17 protein-coding genes are annotated in these 23,213 nt (G+C 47.6%); all 17 read right to left on the reverse strand.

The window, feature by feature from the left end:
* Positions 1-167: 167 nt before the first annotated feature.
* Positions 168-1,448, reverse strand: coding sequence for a YycH family regulatory protein (locus AC1S8V_RS30275; RefSeq protein WP_482071954.1), 1,281 nt, complete (start codon positions 1,446-1,448; stop codon positions 168-170).
* Positions 1,432-3,282 carry a cell wall metabolism sensor histidine kinase WalK gene (gene walK, locus AC1S8V_RS30280; RefSeq protein ID WP_482071955.1) on the reverse strand — a complete coding sequence of 617 codons (1,851 nt, stop codon included), beginning with the start codon at positions 3,280-3,282 and terminating at the stop codon, positions 1,432-1,434. Before walK ends, AC1S8V_RS30275 begins: the two co-directional genes overlap by 17 nt.
* Complete coding sequence (gene yycF / locus AC1S8V_RS30285; protein WP_074092884.1) at positions 3,282-4,004, reverse strand: response regulator YycF; 723 nt, start codon at positions 4,002-4,004, stop codon at positions 3,282-3,284. Before yycF ends, walK begins: the two co-directional genes overlap by 1 nt.
* Positions 4,005-4,478: 474 nt before the next feature.
* The gene (locus AC1S8V_RS30290) at positions 4,479-6,011 is read right to left on the reverse strand and encodes a peptidoglycan DD-metalloendopeptidase family protein (protein WP_482071956.1); all 1,533 of its coding nucleotides are present in this window, start codon (positions 6,009-6,011) and stop codon (positions 4,479-4,481) included.
* 486 nt (positions 6,012-6,497) lie between these two features.
* Positions 6,498-7,307 (reverse strand): class I SAM-dependent methyltransferase, encoded by an 810-nt coding sequence (locus tag AC1S8V_RS30295; protein WP_482071957.1) that lies wholly within the window; start codon positions 7,305-7,307, stop codon positions 6,498-6,500.
* A gap of 361 nt (positions 7,308-7,668) precedes the next feature.
* The gene (locus tag AC1S8V_RS30300; RefSeq protein WP_482071958.1) at positions 7,669-8,439 is read right to left on the reverse strand and encodes a hypothetical protein; all 771 of its coding nucleotides are present in this window, start codon (positions 8,437-8,439) and stop codon (positions 7,669-7,671) included.
* Between the two features lie 222 nt (positions 8,440-8,661).
* Positions 8,662-9,948 carry an adenylosuccinate synthase gene (locus AC1S8V_RS30305; protein ID WP_482071959.1) on the reverse strand — a complete coding sequence of 429 codons (1,287 nt, stop codon included), beginning with the start codon at positions 9,946-9,948 and terminating at the stop codon, positions 8,662-8,664.
* 444 nt (positions 9,949-10,392) lie between these two features.
* A complete protein-coding gene (dnaB, locus tag AC1S8V_RS30310; RefSeq protein ID WP_036611922.1) occupies positions 10,393-11,754 on the reverse strand; it encodes a replicative DNA helicase in 1,362 nt (453 codons plus the stop codon).
* A 1-nt stretch (position 11,755) separates the two neighbouring features.
* On the reverse strand, positions 11,756-12,199 hold the full coding sequence (rplI, locus tag AC1S8V_RS30315) for a 50S ribosomal protein L9 (protein ID WP_036611925.1): 444 nt from the start codon (positions 12,197-12,199) through the stop codon (positions 11,756-11,758).
* Entirely contained in the window at positions 12,196-14,187 is a 1,992-nt protein-coding gene (locus AC1S8V_RS30320; RefSeq protein WP_482071960.1) for a DHH family phosphoesterase, read from the reverse strand. Before AC1S8V_RS30320 ends, rplI begins: the two co-directional genes overlap by 4 nt.
* A gap of 11 nt (positions 14,188-14,198) precedes the next feature.
* A complete protein-coding gene (locus AC1S8V_RS30325) occupies positions 14,199-15,110 on the reverse strand; it encodes a DUF2232 domain-containing protein (RefSeq protein WP_482071961.1) in 912 nt (303 codons plus the stop codon).
* 5 nt (positions 15,111-15,115) lie between these two features.
* Positions 15,116-15,418 carry a MazG-like family protein gene (locus AC1S8V_RS30330; protein ID WP_017691445.1) on the reverse strand — a complete coding sequence of 101 codons (303 nt, stop codon included), beginning with the start codon at positions 15,416-15,418 and terminating at the stop codon, positions 15,116-15,118.
* A 266-nt stretch (positions 15,419-15,684) separates the two neighbouring features.
* Positions 15,685-16,110, reverse strand: coding sequence for a CBS domain-containing protein (locus tag AC1S8V_RS30335; protein WP_482071962.1), 426 nt, complete (start codon positions 16,108-16,110; stop codon positions 15,685-15,687).
* Positions 16,111-16,294: 184 nt separating this feature from the next.
* Positions 16,295-17,329, reverse strand: a complete 1,035-nt coding sequence (locus AC1S8V_RS30340; protein WP_215077178.1) for an LCP family protein — start codon at positions 17,327-17,329, stop codon at positions 16,295-16,297.
* Between the two features lie 476 nt (positions 17,330-17,805).
* A complete protein-coding gene (locus AC1S8V_RS30345) occupies positions 17,806-19,392 on the reverse strand; it encodes an MFS transporter (protein ID WP_482071963.1) in 1,587 nt (528 codons plus the stop codon).
* 228 nt (positions 19,393-19,620) lie between these two features.
* On the reverse strand, positions 19,621-22,038 hold the full coding sequence (locus tag AC1S8V_RS30350; protein WP_482071964.1) for a S9 family peptidase: 2,418 nt from the start codon (positions 22,036-22,038) through the stop codon (positions 19,621-19,623).
* A 121-nt stretch (positions 22,039-22,159) separates the two neighbouring features.
* On the reverse strand, positions 22,160-23,050 hold the full coding sequence (locus AC1S8V_RS30355) for a D-alanyl-D-alanine carboxypeptidase family protein (protein ID WP_482071965.1): 891 nt from the start codon (positions 23,048-23,050) through the stop codon (positions 22,160-22,162).
* Between the last annotated feature and the right edge of the window lie 163 nt (positions 23,051-23,213).

Here is a 23,213-nt window from a genome sequence, read left to right on the forward strand (position 1 = left end):
CCTAAAAGCTTTCTGAAAGAAAGCTACTTCGAAAGCATACGCTACCACCAGATTTCTCCCGTGTTAAAAGGGAATTCAAGAAATCTGGGGGTAACAGCGATCGGAAGGTTATTCTGCACGCGTAGTGATAAAGTACAGCTACTCTTTGGTTCAAAGACTATAACCCATCAAGAAACGGTGGTTTCCTCCCCGTTTCCGAAACGGATCACCCATACCGGGATCAGCTTCAGTCCGTCCTCAATCGTGGAGGGACGATAAGCCGGGTATACGTCCACGACCTGGCGATTCTCACCAGCTACCTTTTTAATAAGAGCCTTGAGCTTGTCTCCGCCAGGCAACTTTACCGTTTTCTTCGTCTCTGCGCCTTCGTTCAGGTATTCCAGCGATCGTTCGTAGCTGGATACCGTCTCCTGCTGCATCTCCATGCTGATCGTGCCGAAGCGGAACTGCATGGAATCCATAATCGGGTAGCTACCGTAGTACTGCTGGAATTCAAGCCGTGTCTTGCTGTCGGCGGTCTCCAGCATCATGCGTGATCGGCCTTTCCAGCCACCATGCTGATTCACAAAATCAACCGCAGACAGCGCATCCTTCGCAGGATCAATCTGTCCTGCAGGCGGTGCCGCCGGATCGGTGTAACTGATCCAGCGCTGTTCCTGTTTTACCTGCAGACTACGTTTACTGTCCGTGTAGATCTCCGATCCGTCTTTTTCCCGTATGTTCCGGGTCATGCTTGGATCGAAGAACAGACTGCGCTGCATCTGCTCAACCGTGAACTGACCTGTCGGCACATCTGCCTCAATTGTCTCCAATGCTTCCGCCGGAATATAATACCCGCCGTCCATCAAGGTATATGGCGTCCAGTTCGTTCCGAAGTCGACATGTTGTTGCACATCCTGCACCGTCAAGTCCGCCTGAGTTGCTTCGTATACCACGTCTCCCTTGGCGCTGAAGAACAGCGCATGGGCCTTCGTTTCATTTTTGGCTGTATAGATCGAGATTCGGTTAATCGTCTCCCCTTGGAATAAAGAATCCGTCCCGAGCCTCATCACCCGCTGTAACAATCCTACGGGAATACCTTCTTTGAACGATAACTCAAACCCAGGGTTCTCCTTGCGAATCTGATCCCAGTTCACCGATTGCACACTGCGGCGCTGAAAATCATCGAACGCCCGCCCCTGTAACCGTGAATAGATCAACTGATAGAACGTATTGCCAGGGTAAAACACCGTATGTTTATCCTCGCCCATATGAATAATCATCTGATCGGGGAAAATTAATTCTTCAATATTACGTTCCTGACCCATATTTTCCGTCTTCACATAGTTCGTCTCTGATGTCACGATGGAATCCCCGCCTCCAGGTAAACGGTAGATCAGGAAATAACTCTGCACCAGACTGGCGGCGACAAGGGTAGCAAGCACCAGGGATTTAATCCGTTCCTTCACGGTGCTCACCCCCTTCCTCACGCATCGGCAGCGTAAACGTTACTGTCGTGCCCACGTCCACCTCGGACTCCAGAGAGATACTGCCATCATGCGCCTTCACAATTTCCCGGGCAATGGACAGTCCCAGCCCTGTGCCTCCCATACTGCGGGAACGAGCCTTGTCCACCCGATAAAATCGCTCAAAAATGCGATCCAGATCGCGCTGTGGGATACCCATTCCGGTATCCGATACCGAGATGGCAAGTGCATGCTCATTACTGCGTCTGGCCGCAATGGTAATGGTGCCGCCTTCCAATGTATATTTCAGCGCATTGGACACGACATTATCCAGCACCTGATCGATCTGGTCACGATCCAGTGGAACAGCCGGAATATCATTTTCCACGGACAGCACAGGCTGAATATCCTTCTGATGCATCTGAAACGAGAATCGATCCGTTACTTCCTCCAGCATTTCCAGAATATCGGTTGGCTGCTTGCGCAGCAAAGCCTCCTTGGAATCAAGCCGGGACAGATGCAGCAGATCCGTAACCAGCCTGATCATTCGCTCCGTCTCGTTCTGAATAACACCAACGAAACGACCGGCAAGCTGCGGATCTTCCAGCGCACCGTCGTCCAGTGCTTCAGCGTAGCTCTTGATCGTGGTCAGTGGTGTCCGCAGCTCATGGGATACATTGGCCACGAATTCACGGCGCGATGCTTCAAGCTCTTCCTGCTCAGTGACATCCTGAAGTACGGCAATGGTTCCCGTGATACCCAACTCACGACGATGAACCGGTGTGAACGTTATCCGAATGACCACAGGCTCTTCTTGTCCCGCGGGTGCGATCTGCAGCAGCGTTGAACCTGTGAAACCACTCGCGAGAGCTTCCGCATCCTCCGGATCAATGCCGAGCAATATGGCAAAATGTCTTCCTTCGATATCCGCAGGACGCATGCCCAGGATGCTGCTGGCACGGCGGTTTACCAGAATGACTTTACCGTACTCATCCGTGGCTACCACACCATCACTCATATTGGTTAGAATGGAGGTCAGCTTCTCCTTCTCCTCTTCATTCTGCGAGAGTGCATCACGAAGCCTGCTGGTCATATAGTTAAAAGCCCGACTGAGCTGACCAATCTCATCCGTGCCGAACACGGGTGTCTGCTGATCAAAGTTACCCTCTGCGACCGCTGTCGCTCTCCGCGTCACTTCCTTAATCGGCTGTGTGATCGTATGCGACAGAATCACACCAAGCACCGCCGTTAACACCAAGGCAATCAGAATACCGGAGATAAAGATTTTGTTGATTCCCTCCATCGTGGAATACAACTCGTTCATGGATGCCGCGATGTAGACCGCGCCAATGATTTTGCCGCCGGACAGCACCGGCTTGGCGACGACTTTTTTGCGAACATTATCCTCGTCCACAATATATTCCTCATTGTCCCGAATGCCTTGCAGCGCACGGCTGACGACGGTCTGGGTGTTTTTGCGCCCCACATAGTCCGAATGTGAACTTAGCGAGGTCGTGAGTACCTTGCCGCTGGCATCCAGCACCTGAATCTCCGCACCGTTAATGTTGAACAGATTGTTCACCAGCACACGCAGATTTTCCGTTTTGTCCTCGCCTGCCTCTGCTTCTCCACCCGCCATCGTCTCCCCCACGAGAACCGACAGCATCTCCGCACGCGCCTGCAAGTCTTCCGTAAAGTTGCTCGTCAGCGAGTTCTTCATCGCGCTCACAAAATAAACACCGATCAATTGCATCGCAATCAGAATCAGCAGTACATAGATAATAATCAATTTCGCCTGAATCGTTCGGAAGAACGAGAATCGCGCGAATCGGCCCATTATATCCCCACGCTTTTGGCGCTGCGTACGAGATAACCGAGCCCGCGGCGTGTCAGAATCGTTTCCGGTTTGCTCGGATTCTCCTCAATCTTCTCACGCAGACGACGGATCGTGACATCCACGGTACGTACATCGCCGAAATATTCATATCCCCATACCGCTTGCAGTAGATGTTCCCGTGTCATAACCTTGCCGGAATGCTTCGCCATATAATAGAGAAGTTCATATTCACGGTGGGTCAGATCGAGGGGTTCTCCGCCTTTGTAAGCCGTATACATGTCCATATCAAAAGCCAGATCAAACAGTCGCATGACCTGCTTCTCCTCGTCTTCCGGCGCTTCTGCCGTAATTGCAAGTTTTTGCCGTCTTCGCATCTGTGCCTTCACCCGTGCAAGCAGTTCACGCGTACTGAATGGCTTCGTCACATAATCATCCGCACCCAGTTCCAGCCCAAGCACCTTGTCGATCTCGCCATCTTTGGCGGTTAGCATGATGATCGGCATCTCCAGATGAGCGCGCACCTCACGACAGACATCCATACCGTCCTTGCCCGGGAGCATCAGATCCAGCAGCATCAGATCCGGTTTCTCGGATAACGCCAATTCAACTGCACGAATGCCATCAAATGCACAGATGACCTCGTACCCCTCTTTTTCCAAATTAAACTTCAGAATGTCCGCGATGGGCTGTTCATCGTCCACCACCAAAATCTTCCCCTGCATCGGCTGAATTCACCCCTATATCCTGCTTAATCCGCATTAGCGTCTATATCTCTTCTATGTTTAGCTCGTACCAAAGCCTAGTTGATTGGTTCCTCTATATAAGTTGAATTAAAGATTATTTACACTAACACTACGATTACAGAACAACCTTCCAATCGCTGTTACCCCCAGATTTTTTCGATTCCCTTTTCTCAAGGGAAAATCCGGGGATAGCGTATGCTTCCGATGCAGCTTTCTTTCAGAAAGCTTTTAGGCGAGCGCTTCGCTTTTTCAGGTTTTTTCTGTCCTCTCCGTTATCGTGTAAATGATTAATTCACCTTATATGGCTTGTTGTCTATAGTCTATAGTTTAACATACCTGAAGCACCGTCACATCCCGTTCAGAGGCTTGAAAGGTCTTTCATCTGAAAATTTTTTACAGCAGCAAAAAACAAGGCCGGCATCATAGCCAACCTTGTTCTCACTTTAGCTTATATTAGTTCAAATACGTCATCGGATTCTCCGCTGTGCCGTTCTTCAGGATCTCGAAGTGCAGATGTGTCCCGGTCGAGCGTCCTGTGTTACCCATAACGCCGATGCTCTCCCCTTTTTCAACCACTTGTCCAACCTTCACACCGATACTATCCAGATGACCATACAATGTTTCGTATCCATTACGATGGTTAATAATGATGACATTACCATAACCACTCTTCTGCCCAGCAAAAGTAACCACGCCTTCGTCGGCTGACTTCACATCCCGGTTACCTACCAGATCGACTCCTTTATGTTGACGACCCCAACGCTGTCCGAAGCTGCTACTCATCGTTGCATTCGATACAGGCCAAGCAAATTCTCCCGTGCCCTCACCAACGACTTTTGTTCCACTTAGAACGACTTCAGTTACGGCGGCTTTGATCACTTCCTGGCCAAGCCATTCCTCCTGAACAACTTCACCATTTTCTTTTGTTATACGGTATTGCATACTTTTCAATCCGCTTTGTCCAGGACGCACGACTTTCGTTGTTCCTGCTTTCAGTTCAGCACTTTTGCGAACTTCCACTTGCGGTTTAATCTCAATCTGTTCAACCACTTGTTCAACCGATTTAACGGTAACAGCTGGCTTAGGCACGGTCAGGGTCAGTTCATCTCCAATTTGGAGTGACGTTTCCTTGATGCCCGGATTATTTTTGCGAATCTCACTTTGTGTAATTTCATACTTGGCAGCGATCGAAGAGATCGTATCTCCTTCACGAACCACATAAGTTACAGGCGCGTCTTTACCAACGGTTAATGCTTTAACCGCCTCGGACACATCCCATATTTTGTTCGGATCAGCCTTCACCACATCCGTCGTCACATCTTCCTTGATGCCTACCGACTTCAGGGTTGTGCTTGGTCCCTCGTCTTTCTTCGAGGAATTAGCCGATACCGACTTCGTCTTCAGCGAACTTCGCACAGCCGATGCCGATATGTATTTGCTTTGCACTTGTTCCAGGATTGCATCCGCTGTTGCCTGATCCTTCACAATGCCAATGACTTCACCGTCTACCTTAAGCTCCACACTCTTGGCGTAAGCTGTCAGCATGTCGCCCAGTTTATCCAGCGTTTCATCACTGTTTACTTCAGGCTTGTATGCTTTTACCGTTTCGGTCGTGATGCCATCCGTGTTCAGTACCATCTCTGCATCCGGATATTTATGTTGATATTCCTCAGTTTTGTCTGTAAACAGTTGTTGTAGTTGTGCTTCATCTGCAATGGTACCAATCTCGCTACCTTTAACCATTACTTTATAGTACGGGACGGTGTTTGCAGTAACATATTGTTTGCCTGCGAATCCGATCGATGCTGCGATGAACACACCGCATGCTGCTGTAATGATCCATTTGCGCGAGGCCAGAACGCGCTTCTTATTCACACTGAAGGTGGACATGCTCATGTTGTTTTTGTCTTCGGCCGTCCGGTGTTCCCCGGATTGTTCGTGTACCCGGTCTTTGCCCGGTTGGCGTATGCCTCTGAAACCTTTCATGATTCTCTCCTTTTCAGCACTTCTCAGTTCGCATTTCTGTCAAGACATCACCCATCGTGTCTGTCCCATGCTCGTTGATACTTGTATTGGGTGTCCGCAAAATCAGGACTTTAGCTGCGCTCGTAAAAGTGTCAAAATTTTAACCTTTTATCACACCCGTATACTTTAACACAGGTTTTACACTCATTTCAACTTTACACGTCACACCACAAAGCCACGCCCCGCTTGGTTTCCCTGAATTATCCATAAGATAGTACGGCTGGTCCATCACCCATTATGCCTCAACATCGGCTGTACTATGTACTTTTACTCTCAATTTAAGACTAGGTTCTAAGACCCAGTGAAATATGCTTTGTTTTTCATAAAAATACTAATAAAATCCCTCACCAGATCAACTCTGATAAGGGATTACGTAAACAACTTGTTTGTGTTTTATCTTAAACTGGATTTCAACCCATGCCACAATAGAAATTAACTTTCATGTCTCTATTCTTTGGCTGCAAGAATTACAAATCGCTTCTGCTGTACTTCCCAGAATCCATTTTGCTCCATCTCCATATGAATATCCATTAATTGCTCACGGAACTGTTCTACCTTGAAATCAGGTACTTGCCACGGGATGGTCTTCAGATAATAGACCAATGCGCCTATATCATAGAAACGCTGCGCGGGGGTTGCTTCACGTTGCTCTATTATACGGAATCCACACTGTTCCAGCTGAAGCACAGCACGATCCAGCTCCCATCCAGCGTAATCCGCTGGCATAGGAATGCCGAGCCGATCATTGATCTCCCTGCAATCTGACCAACCTACCTGTTGAGTTAGAAACAGTCCCCCTACCGATAGAATCCGCCTAACTTCCTGCTCATCATACGACTCATGCCGATTAAGAATCAGATCGAATTCCCCGTCTGCGAACGGAAGTTGCGAATCGTCAGTCACCGGAAGCACCTTTACACCTAACGGCTGTAAACGTTCCTCTGCAATCGTTATATTAGGGACATAGCCTTCAGTCGCACATGTGTATGGAGGAAGCGGAAGGAGTCTGGACAGCATTTCTCCTCCACCAGTCCCCATGTCGAGCATTCGTTCAGTCTGATTCAACAATCGGCGCGCCATCGTTCCATATGACCAAGGCAACATTCCGCTCTGGAGTCGCCCACTCCCTGTTACATAACTAAAATCCCAGCCACTAAACGGCTGATCCGCCTCTTGCAGCCCTTGCTCGTATCGCTCATTCGTCGCCTCGGTAAACTTTTTTACTGACAGTTCTAAATTAGCATGATATAAGTTCATGTTCGATAAAACCTCCAATTAGTTTATTCATTAACACAAGTACATCGTTTCTCTTGAATGCACCCTATGAACGGAGGTCCACGAATTGGACTGGAGATTTCTGCAATGTTGCAAAACCGTTTTTATATGTCGTGTTCTTTAGCTTTATATTTCATACAATGTTCCCTCCCGAATAGGCTAATGAAATAAACGTACGCATTCTTGCTCCAAAAACTTAACTACTTCAGCACCTAATACTTTGTTTATATAATTACCAGTATTTATTTAAATAGATTATATTCAATCGCCATCGACAAGTCCATTACATTATGAATCAGGCGATACTCGTCTATGAGCACGCCTGTCTTCTCTGCCTATCATCCTATTCTGTTTGCAGTACTTCCATCAGGTTGTCGTACTCTTCACTGGTCAGGTACTTCGAGATCACCTGTTCAATCTCACGTAATTCCTGCTCCGTTAGGCCACCTTCCATGGCGCCTGAGATCTGTTGCATTTCTTTCTGTGGCAGCTTGTTCATGAGCAGGCTGAAGATTTTTTCTTTCTCCTCTGCTGGCAGCTTGTCCTTCGCTCCTGTAATGTCATCCGGCGATACGACAATGGCATCATTGCCTGAAGAAGCACCGCCGCTGGCCGCTCCGGTTCCATTTCCTGAAGCTGAACCACTACCCTGAACTGTTCCTGAGTCATTACCCGTGCCCGTATCCGTCCCATTGCCTGCACTTGTGCCTGAGTTTGATCCTACGGTCGTATCTGTCCCCCCTGAACCTTCCCCTGTGCCCTCGTTTGAGCCGCTCCCTTGGGACGCATTGTTGCCTGCATCTACGCCAGATTGACCGCTCTCCGTCCCATTCCCCATAACTGAAACAGCATCTTCCGGAACCTGCTCTTCGTCCGCTCCTGTCGGCTGATCTGTCGTCCCATTTCCTGATTTGTTCCCCTCGCTGGTTTTACCGCCCAAGGCACCTTGGAACATGGCGGTTAACCCCATGGGTTGACCTTCCCACTGAATATTGAAACTCTCGAGTAGCGACTTCGCATATGACTGTACAATTAATCCGGTCGTGAGCAGTGTCAGTGAACTGACCAGCAACACAGTTAGCACGATTTTAACAAACCACACAAGCAACTTCATTCCGTTCTCTCCCTCCGATTATCCCACCCGTTTAGCATGCGCATGTCAGGGTCTGTGACTCTACTGTTAACCAGTATTGACGGAAATCTCGGGATTATATCCGAAAAACATACAAAAAACCTCCAGTCATCGCTATATAAGCAACAACTGGAGGCTTTACCTGCCTGAATTGGCAGACGAACCTATTTTATAATACAAGAAACAATCTCTCTATTTCTTCGATTACTCGTAGATTGGAAGAACTTGATTCGTTTGCTCACGGTTACGACCAACGGAGAAGATGGCAATTGGAATGCCTGTCAGTTCGGAAACACGTTTTACATAATTCTGTGTGTTCACTGGCAGGTCTTCGAGTTTCTTCGCTCCAGTGATATCTTCGCTCCAGCCTGGCATCTCTTCGTATACCGCTTCACATTCTGCCAGCATTTTGAGGCTTGCCGGATAGTGTGTGATGACCTCGCCGCGGAATTTGTATCCCGTGCAGATTTTTACAGTTTCCAGACCTGTCATTACGTCCAGAGAGTTCAGGGACAGACCTGTGATTCCACTGACACGACGCGCGTGGCGAACAACAACACTGTCGAACCAACCCACACGACGTGGACGTCCCGTTACAGTACCGTACTCATGTCCAGTCTCACGAATTTGGTCGCCGATTGCATCATGCAATTCAGTAGGGAATGGGCCATCTCCTACACGGGTTGTGTAAGCTTTTGCTACCCCAATGACTTGCTGAATACGAGCCGGGCCTACGCCAGAACCGATACATACGCCACCTGCCGACGGATTGGATGATGTAACAAATGGATAAGTTCCTTGATCAAGGTCCAACATAACGCCTTGTGCGCCTTCAAACAATACTTTTTTGTCCTCATCAATATATTCGTTCAGAACAACGGATGTATCACGTACGTAAGGACGCAGAATTTCAGCATATCCGAGGTAATCTTGCAGAATCTCTTCAACATCAACAGGCTGGCCGCCGTAGACTTGCTCAATGACGCGATTCTTTTCTTTGACCAGATGACGCAATTTCAGTTCGAACTCTTCAGCATCCAGCAGGTCAACCATCCGAATACCAATACGAGCTGATTTGTCCATGTAACATGGGCCAATACCCTTACCAGTCGTACCGATTTTGTTCGGGCCTTTGCTCTCTTCTTCGAGTGCATCCAGTACCATGTGATATGGCAAAATGATATGTGCGCGCTCACTGATGGACAGGTTCTTCGTTGTAAAATCATTGTCATGAATATAGTTAATTTCTTCGATGAGTGCCTTCGGGTTGATAACCATTCCGTTACCAATGACACACGCTTTATCCGTGTAGAAAATCCCTGATGGAATCATCGTCAGTTTATATTTTTTGTTATCAATCAGAATCGTATGACCCGCATTGTTACCACCTTGATAACGAGCCACCACATCAGCGCTCTCCGCCAAATAATCCGTGATTTTACCTTTTCCTTCGTCTCCCCATTGCGTTCCCACTACAACTACCGTTGACATAGTTAACATTCCTCCGTGGGTGCCTTGCGCACCTTTGTATTGGTCTGTCCGTCCTCTATCCCGGCAGGCATGTTACGCAATAAACCGACTGAGAAGCGTGCTAACGGACAGTAAAAATCTCCTTCCGTTACATTCAAGGGAAGGTTTGCGCTGCTTTAACGCAGCAGTATTAGTGTACCAGTACCCTTTTTCAAAGTCAAATCAAATGGCGAACAATTAGATATAGTACAACCGTAATGTTCGGGATTTACCCATTATTTCGACACAAAAAACCGGAGACTTCAGTCCAAGCTTGCTTGACTGCTATCACCGGTTCAAGGATAACCATTTTAATGTGAATCTATATCTGGTATTTATAACATATGTTTGAGTTCAGTCGCTCTAATGGTTGATCTTCGGGACAGACGGATTTGCTTCCTGATCGAAGCTGTCAGCACCTGCCCGTTACATCGCGAAGGCGTCATTGTGCGCCCTCTCGTAATTGACGAATTTATTAAAGTTTTTCAGGAAGACCAGTTCTACCGTACCTACCGGACCATTACGCTGTTTGGCGATAATGATCTCGATAATATTTTTCTTCTCGGTCTCCTGGTTATAGTAGTCATCCCGGTACAGGAACGCTACGATGTCGGCATCTTGCTCGATCGAACCCGATTCCCGCAAGTCACTCATCATCGGACGTTTATCCTGACGTTGCTCTACACCCCGGCTCAGCTGGGACAAGGCAATAACCGGAACTTCCAGTTCCCGGCCAATCTGTTTCAGTGTACGTGAAATCTCGGATACCTCTTGTTGACGGTTCTCCCCTGCTTTACCACGTCCACTAATCAGTTGAAGATAGTCGATCAGGATCATGCCAAGGCCTTTCTCTTTCTTCAGACGACGGCACTTCGCACGAATATCGGCTACGGTAATCCCTGGCGTGTCATCAATGAAGATGTTGGCTTCTGACAACGCTGCAATACCCATCGTCAGCTTCTGCCAGTCTTCATCACCCTTGAAGTCACCCATACGCATCACGCTGGCATCCAGGTTGGCTTCCGCACAGATCATACGTTGTACCAACTGGGCGGCTGACATCTCCAGACTGAAGATGGCTACCGTCTCCTGTGCCCGAATGGCAACGTTCTGAGCGATATTCAGGGCGAAGGCCGTCTTACCTACGGAAGGACGGGCCGCTACAATGATCAAGTCACTGCGCTGGAATCCGGCAGTCATTTTGTCCAGATCGATGAACCCGGACGGAATACCTGTCGTTGTACCCTTATTCTGATGTAGGGTTTCCACTCGATCGAATACTTCCATCAGTACGTCCTGAATAGCTATAAAACCACTACTAGAGCGGCGGTTGGAAATCTCCAGAATACGACGCTCAGCTTCTCCGAGCATGGCTGCAACATCTTCGCCGCCTGTATATCCTTCGCTTACGATCTGTGTTGCCGTACGAATCAGGCGACGCAGCATCGATTTCTCTTCGATAATCTGAGCGTAATAGTCTACGTTCGCGGCTGTAGGTACACCATGGGCTAACTTAGCCAGATAACTAACGCCGCCGATGTCCTCCAGCTCACCTTTATCCTTCAGAAGCGAAGTCAGTGTCACGAGGTCAATCGGTTGATTTCCCTCGCCAAGCTGGATCATCGCTTCAAAGATTAATTGATGGGGCTTATCATAGAAATCCTCGGTTTGCACCCGTTCCATCGCTGTAATCAGAGCCTCGCCCTGCAACAGGATTGCACCCAGCACGGCCTGTTCGGCTTCCAGGTTCTGCGGGGGAATCCGGTCGAATAACATTTCGCCGCCCATCTTACTCTTCCGTTACCTGTACCTTCAAGGTTGCCTTCACTTCAGGGTGAACCTTGACAGTTACTTGTGTTACGCCGAGTGTACGAATAGGCTCGTCCAGCTCAATTTTGCGTTTGTCTACTTTCAGACCTTTTTTAGACAAAGCTTCTGCGATCTGTTTGCTGGTAATGGCGCCGAACAGACGACCGCCTTCGCCGGACTTGGCTTTCAGTTCAGTCACTTCTGCTTCCAGCTTTTTCGCGAGTGCTTCTGCTTCCGCTTTCTCTTCCTGTTTGAGTCTTTCTTCAGCCGCCTTCTGGTTGTCCAGTGTCTTCATGTTGCCGTCCGTTGCCAGACGTGCGATTCCCCGTGGCAGTAGGAAGTTCTGTGCGTATCCCTCAGATACTTCTTTCACTTGCCCTTTCTTGCCTTGACCCTTCATATCTTTTATAAAAATGACTTTCATTCGAACAGCCCCTCTTCCTTTTCGATTTCAGCCAGTACGTTCGTCAGCCGTTTTTCTGCCTCTCCAAGCGTTCCTTCAAGCTGCACAGCAGCATTCGTCAAATGTCCGCCACCGCCCAACCGTTCCATGACAACCTGAACATTCATGCGCCCCAGCGATCTCGCGCTGATGCCAATCAGTCCATCCGGACGCTCACTAATTACAAATGAAGCGACCACGTCGGTCATGTTCAGCAATGTGTCCGCCACCTGGGCGATCATCATCTGTGAAATCTTGCTGCCAGGGTCCGTGACCGCCAACGCAATGTTTCCATATACCATTTTAGCATGCTTTATGATTTCTGCCTTAGCAATATATTCTGACAGATCCTCTTTCATCAACCGCTGGACCATAATGGTGTCCGCACCGCTACGACGCAGGAAGCCTGCCGCTTCGAACGTTCTGGACCCGGTGTGCAATGCAAAGTGCTTCGTATCCATCGTAATCCCGGCAAGTAGAGCCGTAGCTTCGAGCGGAGTGAATTGTACCTTGTCATGAATGTATTGCAAGAGCTCCGTTACCAGTTCCGCAGCTGAGGACGCATAAGGCTCCAGATAGATCAACACAGCATCATTGATGAACTCCTCACCCCGACGATGGTGATCCACAACTACAACACGGGTTGCAGACTGCACCAGTTTCGGCTCCATTGTCATGGAGGCCTTATGTGTATCCACCACAACCAGCAGCGTGTGCTCTGTCATCATCTGGGTTGCTTGTTCCGGTGATACAAATGCCTTGGACAACTTCTCGTCCTTGTTCACTTGCTCCATCATGCGTTCAATCGATGGATTAACTCCATCCAGTACAATTCGTGCTTCCACATTGTACAGACTCGCCGCTTTCCATACCCCGATGGATGCACCAATTGCGTCCATATCCGGGATTTTGTGCCCCATGATGAGCACCCGATCGCTCTCCTGCATCAGATCACGCAGCGCGTGCGCAATAACGCGTGCTCTTACCCGTGTCCGTTTCTCAACTGCATTGGACTTGCCGCCATAGAAAGACAGGCGTTGCCCCGATTTCACGGCGGCCTGGTCGCCACCGCGTCCAAGTGCCATGTCCAGACTGGACTGCGCCAGTTCTCCCATCTCGCTGATGCTATCCGAACCAAACGCCAGTCCTACACTGAGTGTCATTGGTACTTTGAGGTCAGCAGTCATCTCCCGAACTTCATCCAAAATGACAAATCGGCTCTGCTCCAGTTCCTGCAAAGACTTATGATTCAGCATCAACAGATAACGATCCGAAGACAGCCGGCGCAGGTACACTTCGTACTGCTTGGCCCATGACGTAATCTCGCTAGTCACACGGGCAATCAGCGCTGTACGCTGCTGGTCGTCCATGCCCTGGGCAGCCTCGTCCAGATTATCCAGAACGAGAATACCCAATGCAAGGCGTTCATTTTCATATTTATCACGAAGAATGGCTAGCTCCGTAATCTCGTATACATATACATACCGCTCCTGCGGATTATGAATAACCCCATAATGACGGTCATCCAACTGGAATTCGTCATGAAACTCCTTGGATGAATGTTCCTTGGTCCCATCCTTCTTCTCTTTAGGTTGAGGAAGTTTGGGAAACAAATTAGGTAGCGGATTGCCTACCAATGTCTTCTCCTGGAACATCTCCGCGACAAAGCGGTTATGCCACTCTACCGTACGATCTTCGCTGTACAGCACAATTCCGAATGGAAGCATGCTGACCGCTTCCCCCTCCATCCGTTTGATCCGAATGGACAGGCCATTAATGTAGTCGTTAAGCTCACGGCGGAACGCGAGCTCCGCCTTAATCATGACGATTCCCAGCGCCGAGGCCAGTATCAGACTAATCAAACCAAGCGCCCAGTTATAGATGGTAACGAACATAACGAGCAACAGCAGCAGTATGAACGCCCATACGGTATAGTAGCCGTGCCAGCGTTTCTTCAGAAATTTAGGCATGACTCATCACCCTATCGTTTTGATTTCGATATTGCCTCACGAAGCGGGAACGCCAGATCGATAATTCCGATAATCCGAAGCGGACCAATGAAGAAGACCGCAACCGCCAGGAAATACGGTATAACCGGATTCCATTTCTTTGTATGTGAGAGAAAGAAGAAGAAACCGATCGCTTGAATCATGAAGCCCAGATTAATTAAAGGCGATAGATTCATGGCAATCATGGTCCAGTATGTTCCATCACTCTGTCTGGAGATGACCTCAATCAACAGTGCGAGAAAATAATACCAGATCAGTGCACGAGGCATACGCCATTCTCTCGCTGGTGGAAGCTTTGATACAGCAACTCCCATAACATTCAGGATCGGACGAGCAATGACGTGTGTGATGAAGGCCATTACCATCGATGTCACAACCAGTGCAAAGGGAATCATAAGCTGCGTTTGTTTGGCAACATCCTTTGTCATCTCAGGCGTCCATGCGAACCCGTTGATCATCTGGTTGGATGTATTCGTTAACGGTTCAATGGTCAGTCTGACCACATCTTCAATATAGCTGGACAGGTCGAATTGGAAAATGACACTGCCGACCAAGAGCAACAACAAGTATTCTGCCAGCATCGCGCCACTTCCCGCCATAAGCGTGAACAGGGCAGATTTCCGTTTTTTATACGCGTGACCCATAACCATCGCAGGCAGGGTAAAGATGAGCAATAGTAACAGATAAATAGGATGGAATATGACCAAAATAACGGCCACTGGTACGAGATGCCATATAAATGATTTTAAAGATAATGAAGCATACAAAATAACCCCCGGAATCATCATGAAAAATATGGCAAGTACCGATAAAGGAGTTAACAGCGAAAGTAGCAAGAGCAGATAGACTGCGCTCCAAACAGCTGATTTAAAGCTAAATTTCAACAAATTCACCTCTTACGCATATGATCTTCTAGCGCGGAAATATCCTGGTACCAGTCTTCAAGCTGGTGACCTTCCTGTTTATGCTTTTTCAACTTCTCAACAAGCAGTGCATCCAGATCCTTGAAAGGAATACCGAGCCTGCGGCCCAATATGTAACTACTCATAATCAAACTGGCAAGACTGTCCCCGATTCGAGTTGTACTGCCTTCCCATAACGCTTTGAACAATCGGGATACCTGATCAAGCACTTCGGTTTTCAGCCATTCAATCACTTTAGCGCGTTTGGCTACATCCAGTTCTTTAGGCATATTGGCGAAAGTCACTCTCCCCCGAAAAAGCTTTATTCTCCATTATAGCATAAAAAGAGGGCCCGCAAAATTACCCCAAAAAGCGGAGAAGTTCTCCGAAACTGATGTCAGGTACTTATGCGGAGTCCTCCGTACATCCAATCCACATATATATTTGTAAAAAAACTTCGAATGCGCCCTTGATTCAGGACTTCTTAAGTTTAACATGATACCGGACGGCTGTGATTATCCCTAATCACACAATAATGTTTATATTCGTTACAGCTTTACTTGACCTTGATCGATTCTTTGGCTACAATGCCCTCGCAGTACTCAATAATCTGACTCCGTCTGACAATACCAATGAACCGCTCCATATCATCGACCACAGGAACAAAGTTCTGAACTTTAGCCAGATTAATCAGGTCTTCCATGTTGGCGTCAATGGATACAGGCTTAATATCCAAGCGGAGTGGAACGTCTTTGAGCAAGAACTTTGAAGCGTTTTCAAATGAAATCTTTCCCTCGGCATTCTTCATATACCACAGTAAGTCGCCTTCGGTAACCGTACCAATATATTTGCCTTCTTTATTCAAAATGGGCACCGCCGTAAAACGATGATATTCCATCCGTTCCAACGTTTGCCGCAGCGTAGAATCCGACGTCACGCACGTAACCTCTTGTTTGGGTAGCAAAAAAAATGCAATATTCATACCCTTACGCATCCTCCTTGTGAATTTCTTCGTTCAACTTATCTCTCTCAACTTATATTATACGGATCAGAACGCAGGATGTTCCAAAAGGCTCATAGTTCTCACTACAAAGAAAAAAAACAGCAGCCCGCGAATAAACGTACTGCTGATTGTGGTCTTCAACACATCATCGGTATGGAGTTGGTTATTCAATCATTTGCCGGTCAGGGATCATTACTTCACCGGCTGGGGTCGATTGATCCATCCAGTTGTTAATCAGCTCTTTGGCATATTGGACATCTTTCTCGTCAGCCTGGCCATAATAGATACCGTCTTTTTTCATCCCCTCACCCAGAATGGTGAAGCTTGAAATCTGCGGTTTCTCCTGAGTAAGCACCTGTTTAGCCAGATCAATAATGAAAGAAGCTCGCATATCCGTCTGGAAGCTGTCTCCCATGATCTGAATCAATTCCGGAATTTTGGCGATTTGATTCAAATTCAGCATCTCATTCGCCATCGCGTTCAGGAAAATTTGCTGCCGCTTGGTACGATTAAAATCGCTATCTTCACGATATCTTACATAATACAGTGCTTCCTGCCCGTCATAGATCGGCTTACCACCTTCAATCGTGAATTGCACATGATCCGGGTTCTTGTTCACAATGTCCTCATCAATAGGAAGTTTCACACCACCAAGCGCATCAACCACTTTTTTGATCCCGTCGAAGTTGATCGTTGCATAGTATCCTACATCGGCATCAAGAAATTTCTCCACCGTATTGATGGACATGTTCTCCCCACCGAAAGCATAGGCATGCGCCAGCTTATCATAATCATCTTCGCCGTCCTTGTTTGCATCCCGTCCTACAATCTGCACATACGTATCACGTGGAATGGATACCAGAAGCACACGGGATTCCTTGGGACGTACTACAGCATAGATGACGGTATCCGAACGTCCACGCGTCTTTTCATAGGCACGTTTGTCCGAACCCAGCAGTAATACGGAGAAAGGTTCCTTACGGTATACCGTTGGATCAGGCGTATTGTTGCCTTCTTGCGGTACATAAGAGCGGGATAACTGATCTTCTACCGAACCGGCGAGAAACAGATCAAATGCCGCTACAGCCAGCTGTTGACGGAACAAATAACCACCAATTAACAAAACGACAAGGGAAACAAGCGTTATATATAGGCCTTTTCTTCTTTTCTTCTTCTTATCTTTAGTTCTGCTCTTCATCCATTAATTCCTTCTTCACTATCGAAATGATACTGCCTGGCTATATAAGTTTCATCTAATATTTACACTAATAACGGAGAGGTCAGAAAAAACCTGAAGAAGCGTAGCTAAAAGCTTTCTGAAAGAAAGCTGCATCGAAAGCATACGCTTCGCCTTTATCACCGGATTTTTACCTTTGGAAAGGAAATCAAAAAAATCTGGGGATAACAGCGATCGGAAGGTTATTCTGAACTCGCAGTGATGAAGTGTAACGATTCGTTCAACTTATATAATACCAATTAAACGTCTGGGATGCCTTGTGACTCGGTGTTCTTTGAAGTTTTCTCTCTCTGGAATCAAGACACCGCTTACGCTCGTTCTATTGTAATCATTGCGGGAAGATGAAAAGTTACAATCCGGTTAAAGTGAAAAGAACAGTGACTCCTTTTTGGATTACAAAAGGTACACTGTTCTCTTCCTTTACACACGTTATCCAATCAATTTGTGGACACACTTTCCACATGATGGCTCTTCTCTTTATGACGCAGACGTCCCGTTATAAGCGCTGCTACCAGCGTAAGTACACTAAATATGACCGCAGACCAGAAAAGTCCATTGTAACCCTGACCTGTCGTTTGATGCACTGCCTGGAGCAATACATCACGGATACCTTCATCAGGGATCTGGGACAGGCCCTCTGTCAGACTAGATACATCGCTCCCGGATGCTCCGCCCGACGCATATTGTTGCAGCATTTCAGGCGGCACCTGAATTCCTTTATCAGCAAATCCTGCCTGAATGTTGGACCCCAGATTAGTGAAAGAACGTGCCAGGAATCCGGCAAAAATGGTAGGTGCAATAGCCATAGCCATCTGGCGGAATAACGAGCTGGTCGCTACCGCGATGCCTTTGTTGTTCTCCCCCGCCTGTTCTGTGACAAGTACGTTAACTGGCGCACCAAGCATCATGCCGAAGCCGATACCTACAAGCGTACTCGCGATGACAAATTGCCAGATATGCTCCACCCATAGCGGGAACAGCAGGAATCCAATAGCAGATAACAGGCCTGCAACGGATAACGTCCAGATCGGTCCTTTGCGGTCAACGAGGTAGCCCCCACCACCCGCCCCGATTCCGGATGCCAGCGCGAGCGGAGTAAACCAGTAACCGGAAGCTGTATTGGATACACCGAGATATTGTTCAACAAAACCTGGAATAAAGATCACCGAGGCCAGAATAGCTCCGGAGAAAAAGGCAATCAGCAGCGTCCAGCGAAAGGACGCGATGCCCAGAAGTTGTGTCGATACAACAGGTTCACGTTCAGATCCTTCCAGTCTTTTTTCCATGAAGTAAAAGAGCACCAGAATGACCACTCCTGCCAAGAAGAAGCCATAGAACATCGGTGATCCCAGACTTTGAAGCATGTTTACACCGTCCAGGTTGCTAAAGCTGTACATCAGACTAAGTACACCTAACGTCAGGACGGAAATGCCGCTCCAGTCTACTGCTGCACGATTGAGTTCCTGCTCTTCATGGATAAATCGAATACCTGCAATGAATAGCAGAATGGCGATAGGTACGTTAATCAGGAATAACCAATGCCAGTTACCCGTAATATCCAGTATAAACGCACCGATATTGGGACCCAGAATGGCAGCAATACCATTCATACCTCCGAGCAGACCCAGAGCTGTACCTTGACGCTCCGCAGGGAACTTGCTTAATACGTAAGAGCTGGCAATGATAAATATCCCCCCACCGCCCAAAGCTTGAATGACACGAGCAATCAGGAAGAAGGTAAACGATGTGCTTAGCGCGACCAGCAGCGACCCAATCCCGAACAACGCCACTTCAATCAGAAATAGTTTCTTTCGACCATAACGGTCCGACAGCTTGCCTGCAATAGGAACACTCACTGCAAGCCCAAGCGTGTAGAGTGTAATTGTCCACGCCCCCCATGTTGGCGATACACCAAACGATGCGTTTAAGGTGGTTAGTGAAGAAGTGATGATCCCGTTATCCAGCGCCGCCATAAATACCCCTATGGCAAACAGGATCAACGGCCATTTCATTTGTTTTTGCATCACATGTTACCTCCCGATCAGATCTCAAATTCAGTATCTTACAGTTGGTTGGTACATATATATTAACGCGAATAGAACATTAATGACTCGCTGGTCATTTTAAAACAAAAGAAGCCCATATGTCAATTTAATAATATGGTTGTCTGGTTCATTTTACCTCTGATCCGATACAATAAAGCTGCCCGCAGGTTCGGGATAACCTGCGGGACAGCCCTCATGTCTAACGGACTATGGCTGCATCAGATGGCGATTCAGGAATTTCTCAATCGCACGGTACAGATCAAGCTGATTCTCGACGTTCGCGAAGCCATGACCTTCATTGGTCTTTAACATATACGGTACATCGACTCCGCGTTTGCGTAATGCTTCGACGATCTGATCAGACTCGGCTTGTTTGACACGTGGATCATTAGCGCCCTGAACCACGAATAATGGAGTCTTCATCTCATCGATGTGGAATAGTGGTGAAATCGCCGTTAACAATTCTTTATCTTTCTCGGGATCTCCTACACGTTCATAGAACATACTGCGCTCCGACTCCCAGTAAGGTGGCAGTGAGTCCAGAAGGGTGAAGATATTGGAAGGACCCACATAGCTAATTCCTGCAGCATAGACATCCGGTGTGAATGCCAGTCCCGCTAGAGCAGCATATCCGCCGTAGGATCCACCATAGATCGCTACGCGCTTCGGATCAACCGTTCCCTCTTCAACCAGCCAGTTCACGCCGTCTGTGAGATCATCCTGCATGGCCTTGCCCCACTCTTTATTGCCTGCATCCAGGAATTTCTTCCCGTACCCCGTGGAACCACGGAAGTTCACCTGTAGAACCGCATAACCCCGGCTTGCAAGGAATTGAATCTCAGGATTGAAGCCCCATGAATCACGAGCCCAAGGGCCACCATGTGGAACAACAACCAGCGGCAAGTTGGAAGCTTCCGCTCCTTGAGGCAGTGTCAGATAACCATGAAGAGTTAGACCATCGCGTGACTCATACGTAATGGGCTTCATATCCGACATTTGTCTCTCATTAATCCAAGGTGCGGCGTCAGCCAGTTTATCGAGTTTGCCTGTTTTGGAATCGTAGAAATAATACGTGCCCATCGTTTTGTCGTTATAGGCAACAAACAGTACCTGGCCTTCCTCGCTTATGCTACTGATACTAACTTCCTTGCCTGGCACTTTCGCTTTGATATCCTGCATTAACGTTTTGAACTCTTGATCAAAGAATTCATAGTTCACTTTATCTGTCTCATATACAGCAGCAAGAATGGTCCCCTTAGCTTTGGAAGGGATGAAGCTGCTAACATCCACATCTTTATTTTCATAGATCGTTTTGGTTACCTTCTTGCTGCTTGGACTGTATTCAACAATAGCAGTCTTGTCCCGCTCCAAGTTGGAGACCGCACAGATGTTTTTGTTGTCGTACGTGAACATGACTGGAACAAAAGTTTCCCCGAGTTCCGTCGTCAGTAGTGGCTCGAACTTCTGATCCTCTGACTCCCGATATAGTAACGAAGACACATTACCATCACTGGACACAGCCACACGGATTTCCCCCTCATGGTCTGTTAGCCAGCCCGTAATATTGCCTGGGTTCTCTGCCGCAAGCACGGCCTCACCCGTCTTGATGTTAATACGGTACACATCAAAGATGCGCGGATCACGCTTATTCATGCCTACCAGAATTTCATCCGGAATATTCTCAAGCGGGTCTACCAGGATGGCTCTTGTATTAGGATACGGCGTCAGATCCTTGCTGTTTTTACCATCGATATCCGTGACATATAAATGGTAATTCTCATCGCCTGCCTTATCTTGTACATAAAGCAGCTTGTCATTGGTTGCCCACGCAAATCCTGCGATATTGCGTTCTGTTTCATTCGTAATACGTACAGGTTTATCCTGACCGTTTGCGGTAACTACGATATTCATGCGGTTATTCCACGGCTCCAGGTAAGCGAGGTGTTTACCGTCTGGAGACATCTGGAACCCTGCCTGAGCAGGCTGTTTGAAGAAGTCCTCCAGCGGTGTAAGGCCCTCTGACTTCACATCCAGCCCGAGTGCGAGATACAGCGCATCTGCGAACTCGCCATGAGTCACCGATTGTTTGGCATTAAATGCGCTACCTTCGATAATAAAATGCTGTTTAACCCGTGCAGCGTCATTTGCATGCACAGCTGGAATCTGATCGGCATCACTATATACTACCTGGATTCCATTATCCTTCAGTTCGAATGCACGCGTGAACAACGATGCCATCTGTGCACGTGTAAGGGGAGCATCCGGAGCATAGCCTTTGGCCTTCCCTTGGATGAGTCCACCTTGCTTCAGGGCGTAGATGGCAGGCGCAGCTTCGTTCTCGGGCAAGACATCTGCAAAACCTGTAAGTGACGCAGGCGTATCCAATTGAAGTACACGTTGCAGAATGATCGCTGCCTCCGCACGAGTGATCGGAGTCGTTAATTCAGTGATTTCATCTATGTATCCCAGTTGCTGTAGTGTCTGTGTCGCCTTGGAAGCAATGGCTTCCGAGACAGCAGCTGTAGGTTTTACGGCTTCTGCCGCCTGTACGGCTGGTTGAATCAGAGCAATAGACATAGCCATGGTAAGCGTGAGAGCGTATACCTTTTTGCTAATTGCGTTCAAAGAATTTCCCCCTTTAAAGTGAATTACAGAATAATATGGAATTATACGTACGTCATTTTACCATGATTAACCACAAGTCAACAGCGAGAAGAGTCTCCTTGATGATGTCCATGTTCACCCATTATTTTGAACCAGAAAATCCATAATTGAACAGCTTCCGTGTCTCGATAAAGCGACCTTCACGAGTTTCCGCTCCAAATACAACTGAAATCAGCCTTTTGCCTTCACGTTCAGCTGTTCCAACAAAATGATATCCGGACTCTTCATCATACCCGGTCTTTAATCCGTCATTCCCATCGTAAGCATATGGCCCACCAATGGAGGACAACATCCAGTTCGTGTTACTCATGTACATCCCTTTTTGATGCATCGATACTTGCATTTGACTGGAGATTCTTAAAATCTCGGGATGGTTATTCAGCAAATATCGCGCAAGCTTGCATGCATCTATAGCCGTCATTAAGGTCTGCCCTTGTATATCCATTGGACGGTTAGGACCAAGCAGCTTTTCACTGAGGCCCGTTGAATTCGTGAATTGTGTATCCTCAGACAGCCCAATCTGAGTTGCTTTCTGATTCATCTGTTGCACAAACTTCTGCTCTGTACCACTGATATGTTCAGCCAGAGCAACCGCTGCATCATTGGCTGAATAGACCGCTACGATCTCGAACAACTCCTGAACGGTGAACTGCTCTCCCTGTTTCAGGGTCAGTTGACTGCCCCCCACGGAGCTGGCATACAGACTCACATTAACAAGATCATTCCAGCCTATATCACCATTGATCACGGCCTCCATTACTAACAGTTCTGTCATCAACTTACTGACGCCTGCCGGAGCAATCTCTTCGGAGCCGTTAAAATCCATTAAGATCTGTTCAGAATTCATATCCATTAATACCGCAGATTCAGCTTTAATTCCCGGTTTGCCTACCAGCATGTCCGGTTTCACACCCAAATATATAATAAGCAAGAGAGCTAGCAGCATACCTGCCCGTTTCCACCATTTTTTCATAAGATGATCACCTCTTACCTATATAGACGAAGTAAAGAGGCATTTTGTCTGCACTTTTTTGAAAAAAAGTTAAAATTTTTTTATTTTTTGGTTACAAAAAAAACATGAACCCCATACACCCATGCCAGAGTGTACAGAATCCATGTTTTTAAAGACACTTTTT

The sequence above is a fragment of the Paenibacillus sp. B46(2026) genome (assembly GCF_056786355.1).

Excerpts from the sequence above, each read along its gene's own strand:
- walK (WP_482071955.1), bottom strand. The coding sequence starts at position 3,282 with ATGGGCCGATTCGCGCGATTCTCGTTCTTCCGAACGATTCAGGCGAAA.
- yycF (WP_074092884.1), bottom strand. The coding sequence starts at position 4,004 with ATGCAGGGGAAGATTTTGGTGGTGGACGATGAACAGCCCATCGCGGAC.
- AC1S8V_RS30290 (WP_482071956.1), bottom strand. The coding sequence starts at position 6,011 with ATGAAAGGTTTCAGAGGCATACGCCAACCGGGCAAAGACCGGGTACAC.
- AC1S8V_RS30295 (WP_482071957.1), bottom strand. The coding sequence starts at position 7,307 with ATGAACTTATATCATGCTAATTTAGAACTGTCAGTAAAAAAGTTTACC.
- AC1S8V_RS30300 (WP_482071958.1), bottom strand. The coding sequence starts at position 8,439 with ATGAAGTTGCTTGTGTGGTTTGTTAAAATCGTGCTAACTGTGTTGCTG.
- AC1S8V_RS30305 (WP_482071959.1), bottom strand. The coding sequence starts at position 9,948 with ATGTCAACGGTAGTTGTAGTGGGAACGCAATGGGGAGACGAAGGAAAA.
- dnaB (WP_036611922.1), bottom strand. The coding sequence starts at position 11,754 with ATGGGCGGCGAAATGTTATTCGACCGGATTCCCCCGCAGAACCTGGAA.
- rplI (WP_036611925.1), bottom strand. The coding sequence starts at position 12,199 with ATGAAAGTCATTTTTATAAAAGATATGAAGGGTCAAGGCAAGAAAGGG.
- AC1S8V_RS30320 (WP_482071960.1), bottom strand. The coding sequence starts at position 14,187 with ATGCCTAAATTTCTGAAGAAACGCTGGCACGGCTACTATACCGTATGG.
- AC1S8V_RS30330 (WP_017691445.1), bottom strand. The coding sequence starts at position 15,418 with ATGCCTAAAGAACTGGATGTAGCCAAACGCGCTAAAGTGATTGAATGG.
- AC1S8V_RS30335 (WP_482071962.1), bottom strand. The coding sequence starts at position 16,110 with ATGAATATTGCATTTTTTTTGCTACCCAAACAAGAGGTTACGTGCGTG.
- AC1S8V_RS30340 (WP_215077178.1), bottom strand. The coding sequence starts at position 17,329 with ATGAAGAGCAGAACTAAAGATAAGAAGAAGAAAAGAAGAAAAGGCCTA.
- AC1S8V_RS30345 (WP_482071963.1), bottom strand. The coding sequence starts at position 19,392 with ATGCAAAAACAAATGAAATGGCCGTTGATCCTGTTTGCCATAGGGGTA.
- AC1S8V_RS30355 (WP_482071965.1), bottom strand. The coding sequence starts at position 23,050 with ATGAAAAAATGGTGGAAACGGGCAGGTATGCTGCTAGCTCTCTTGCTT.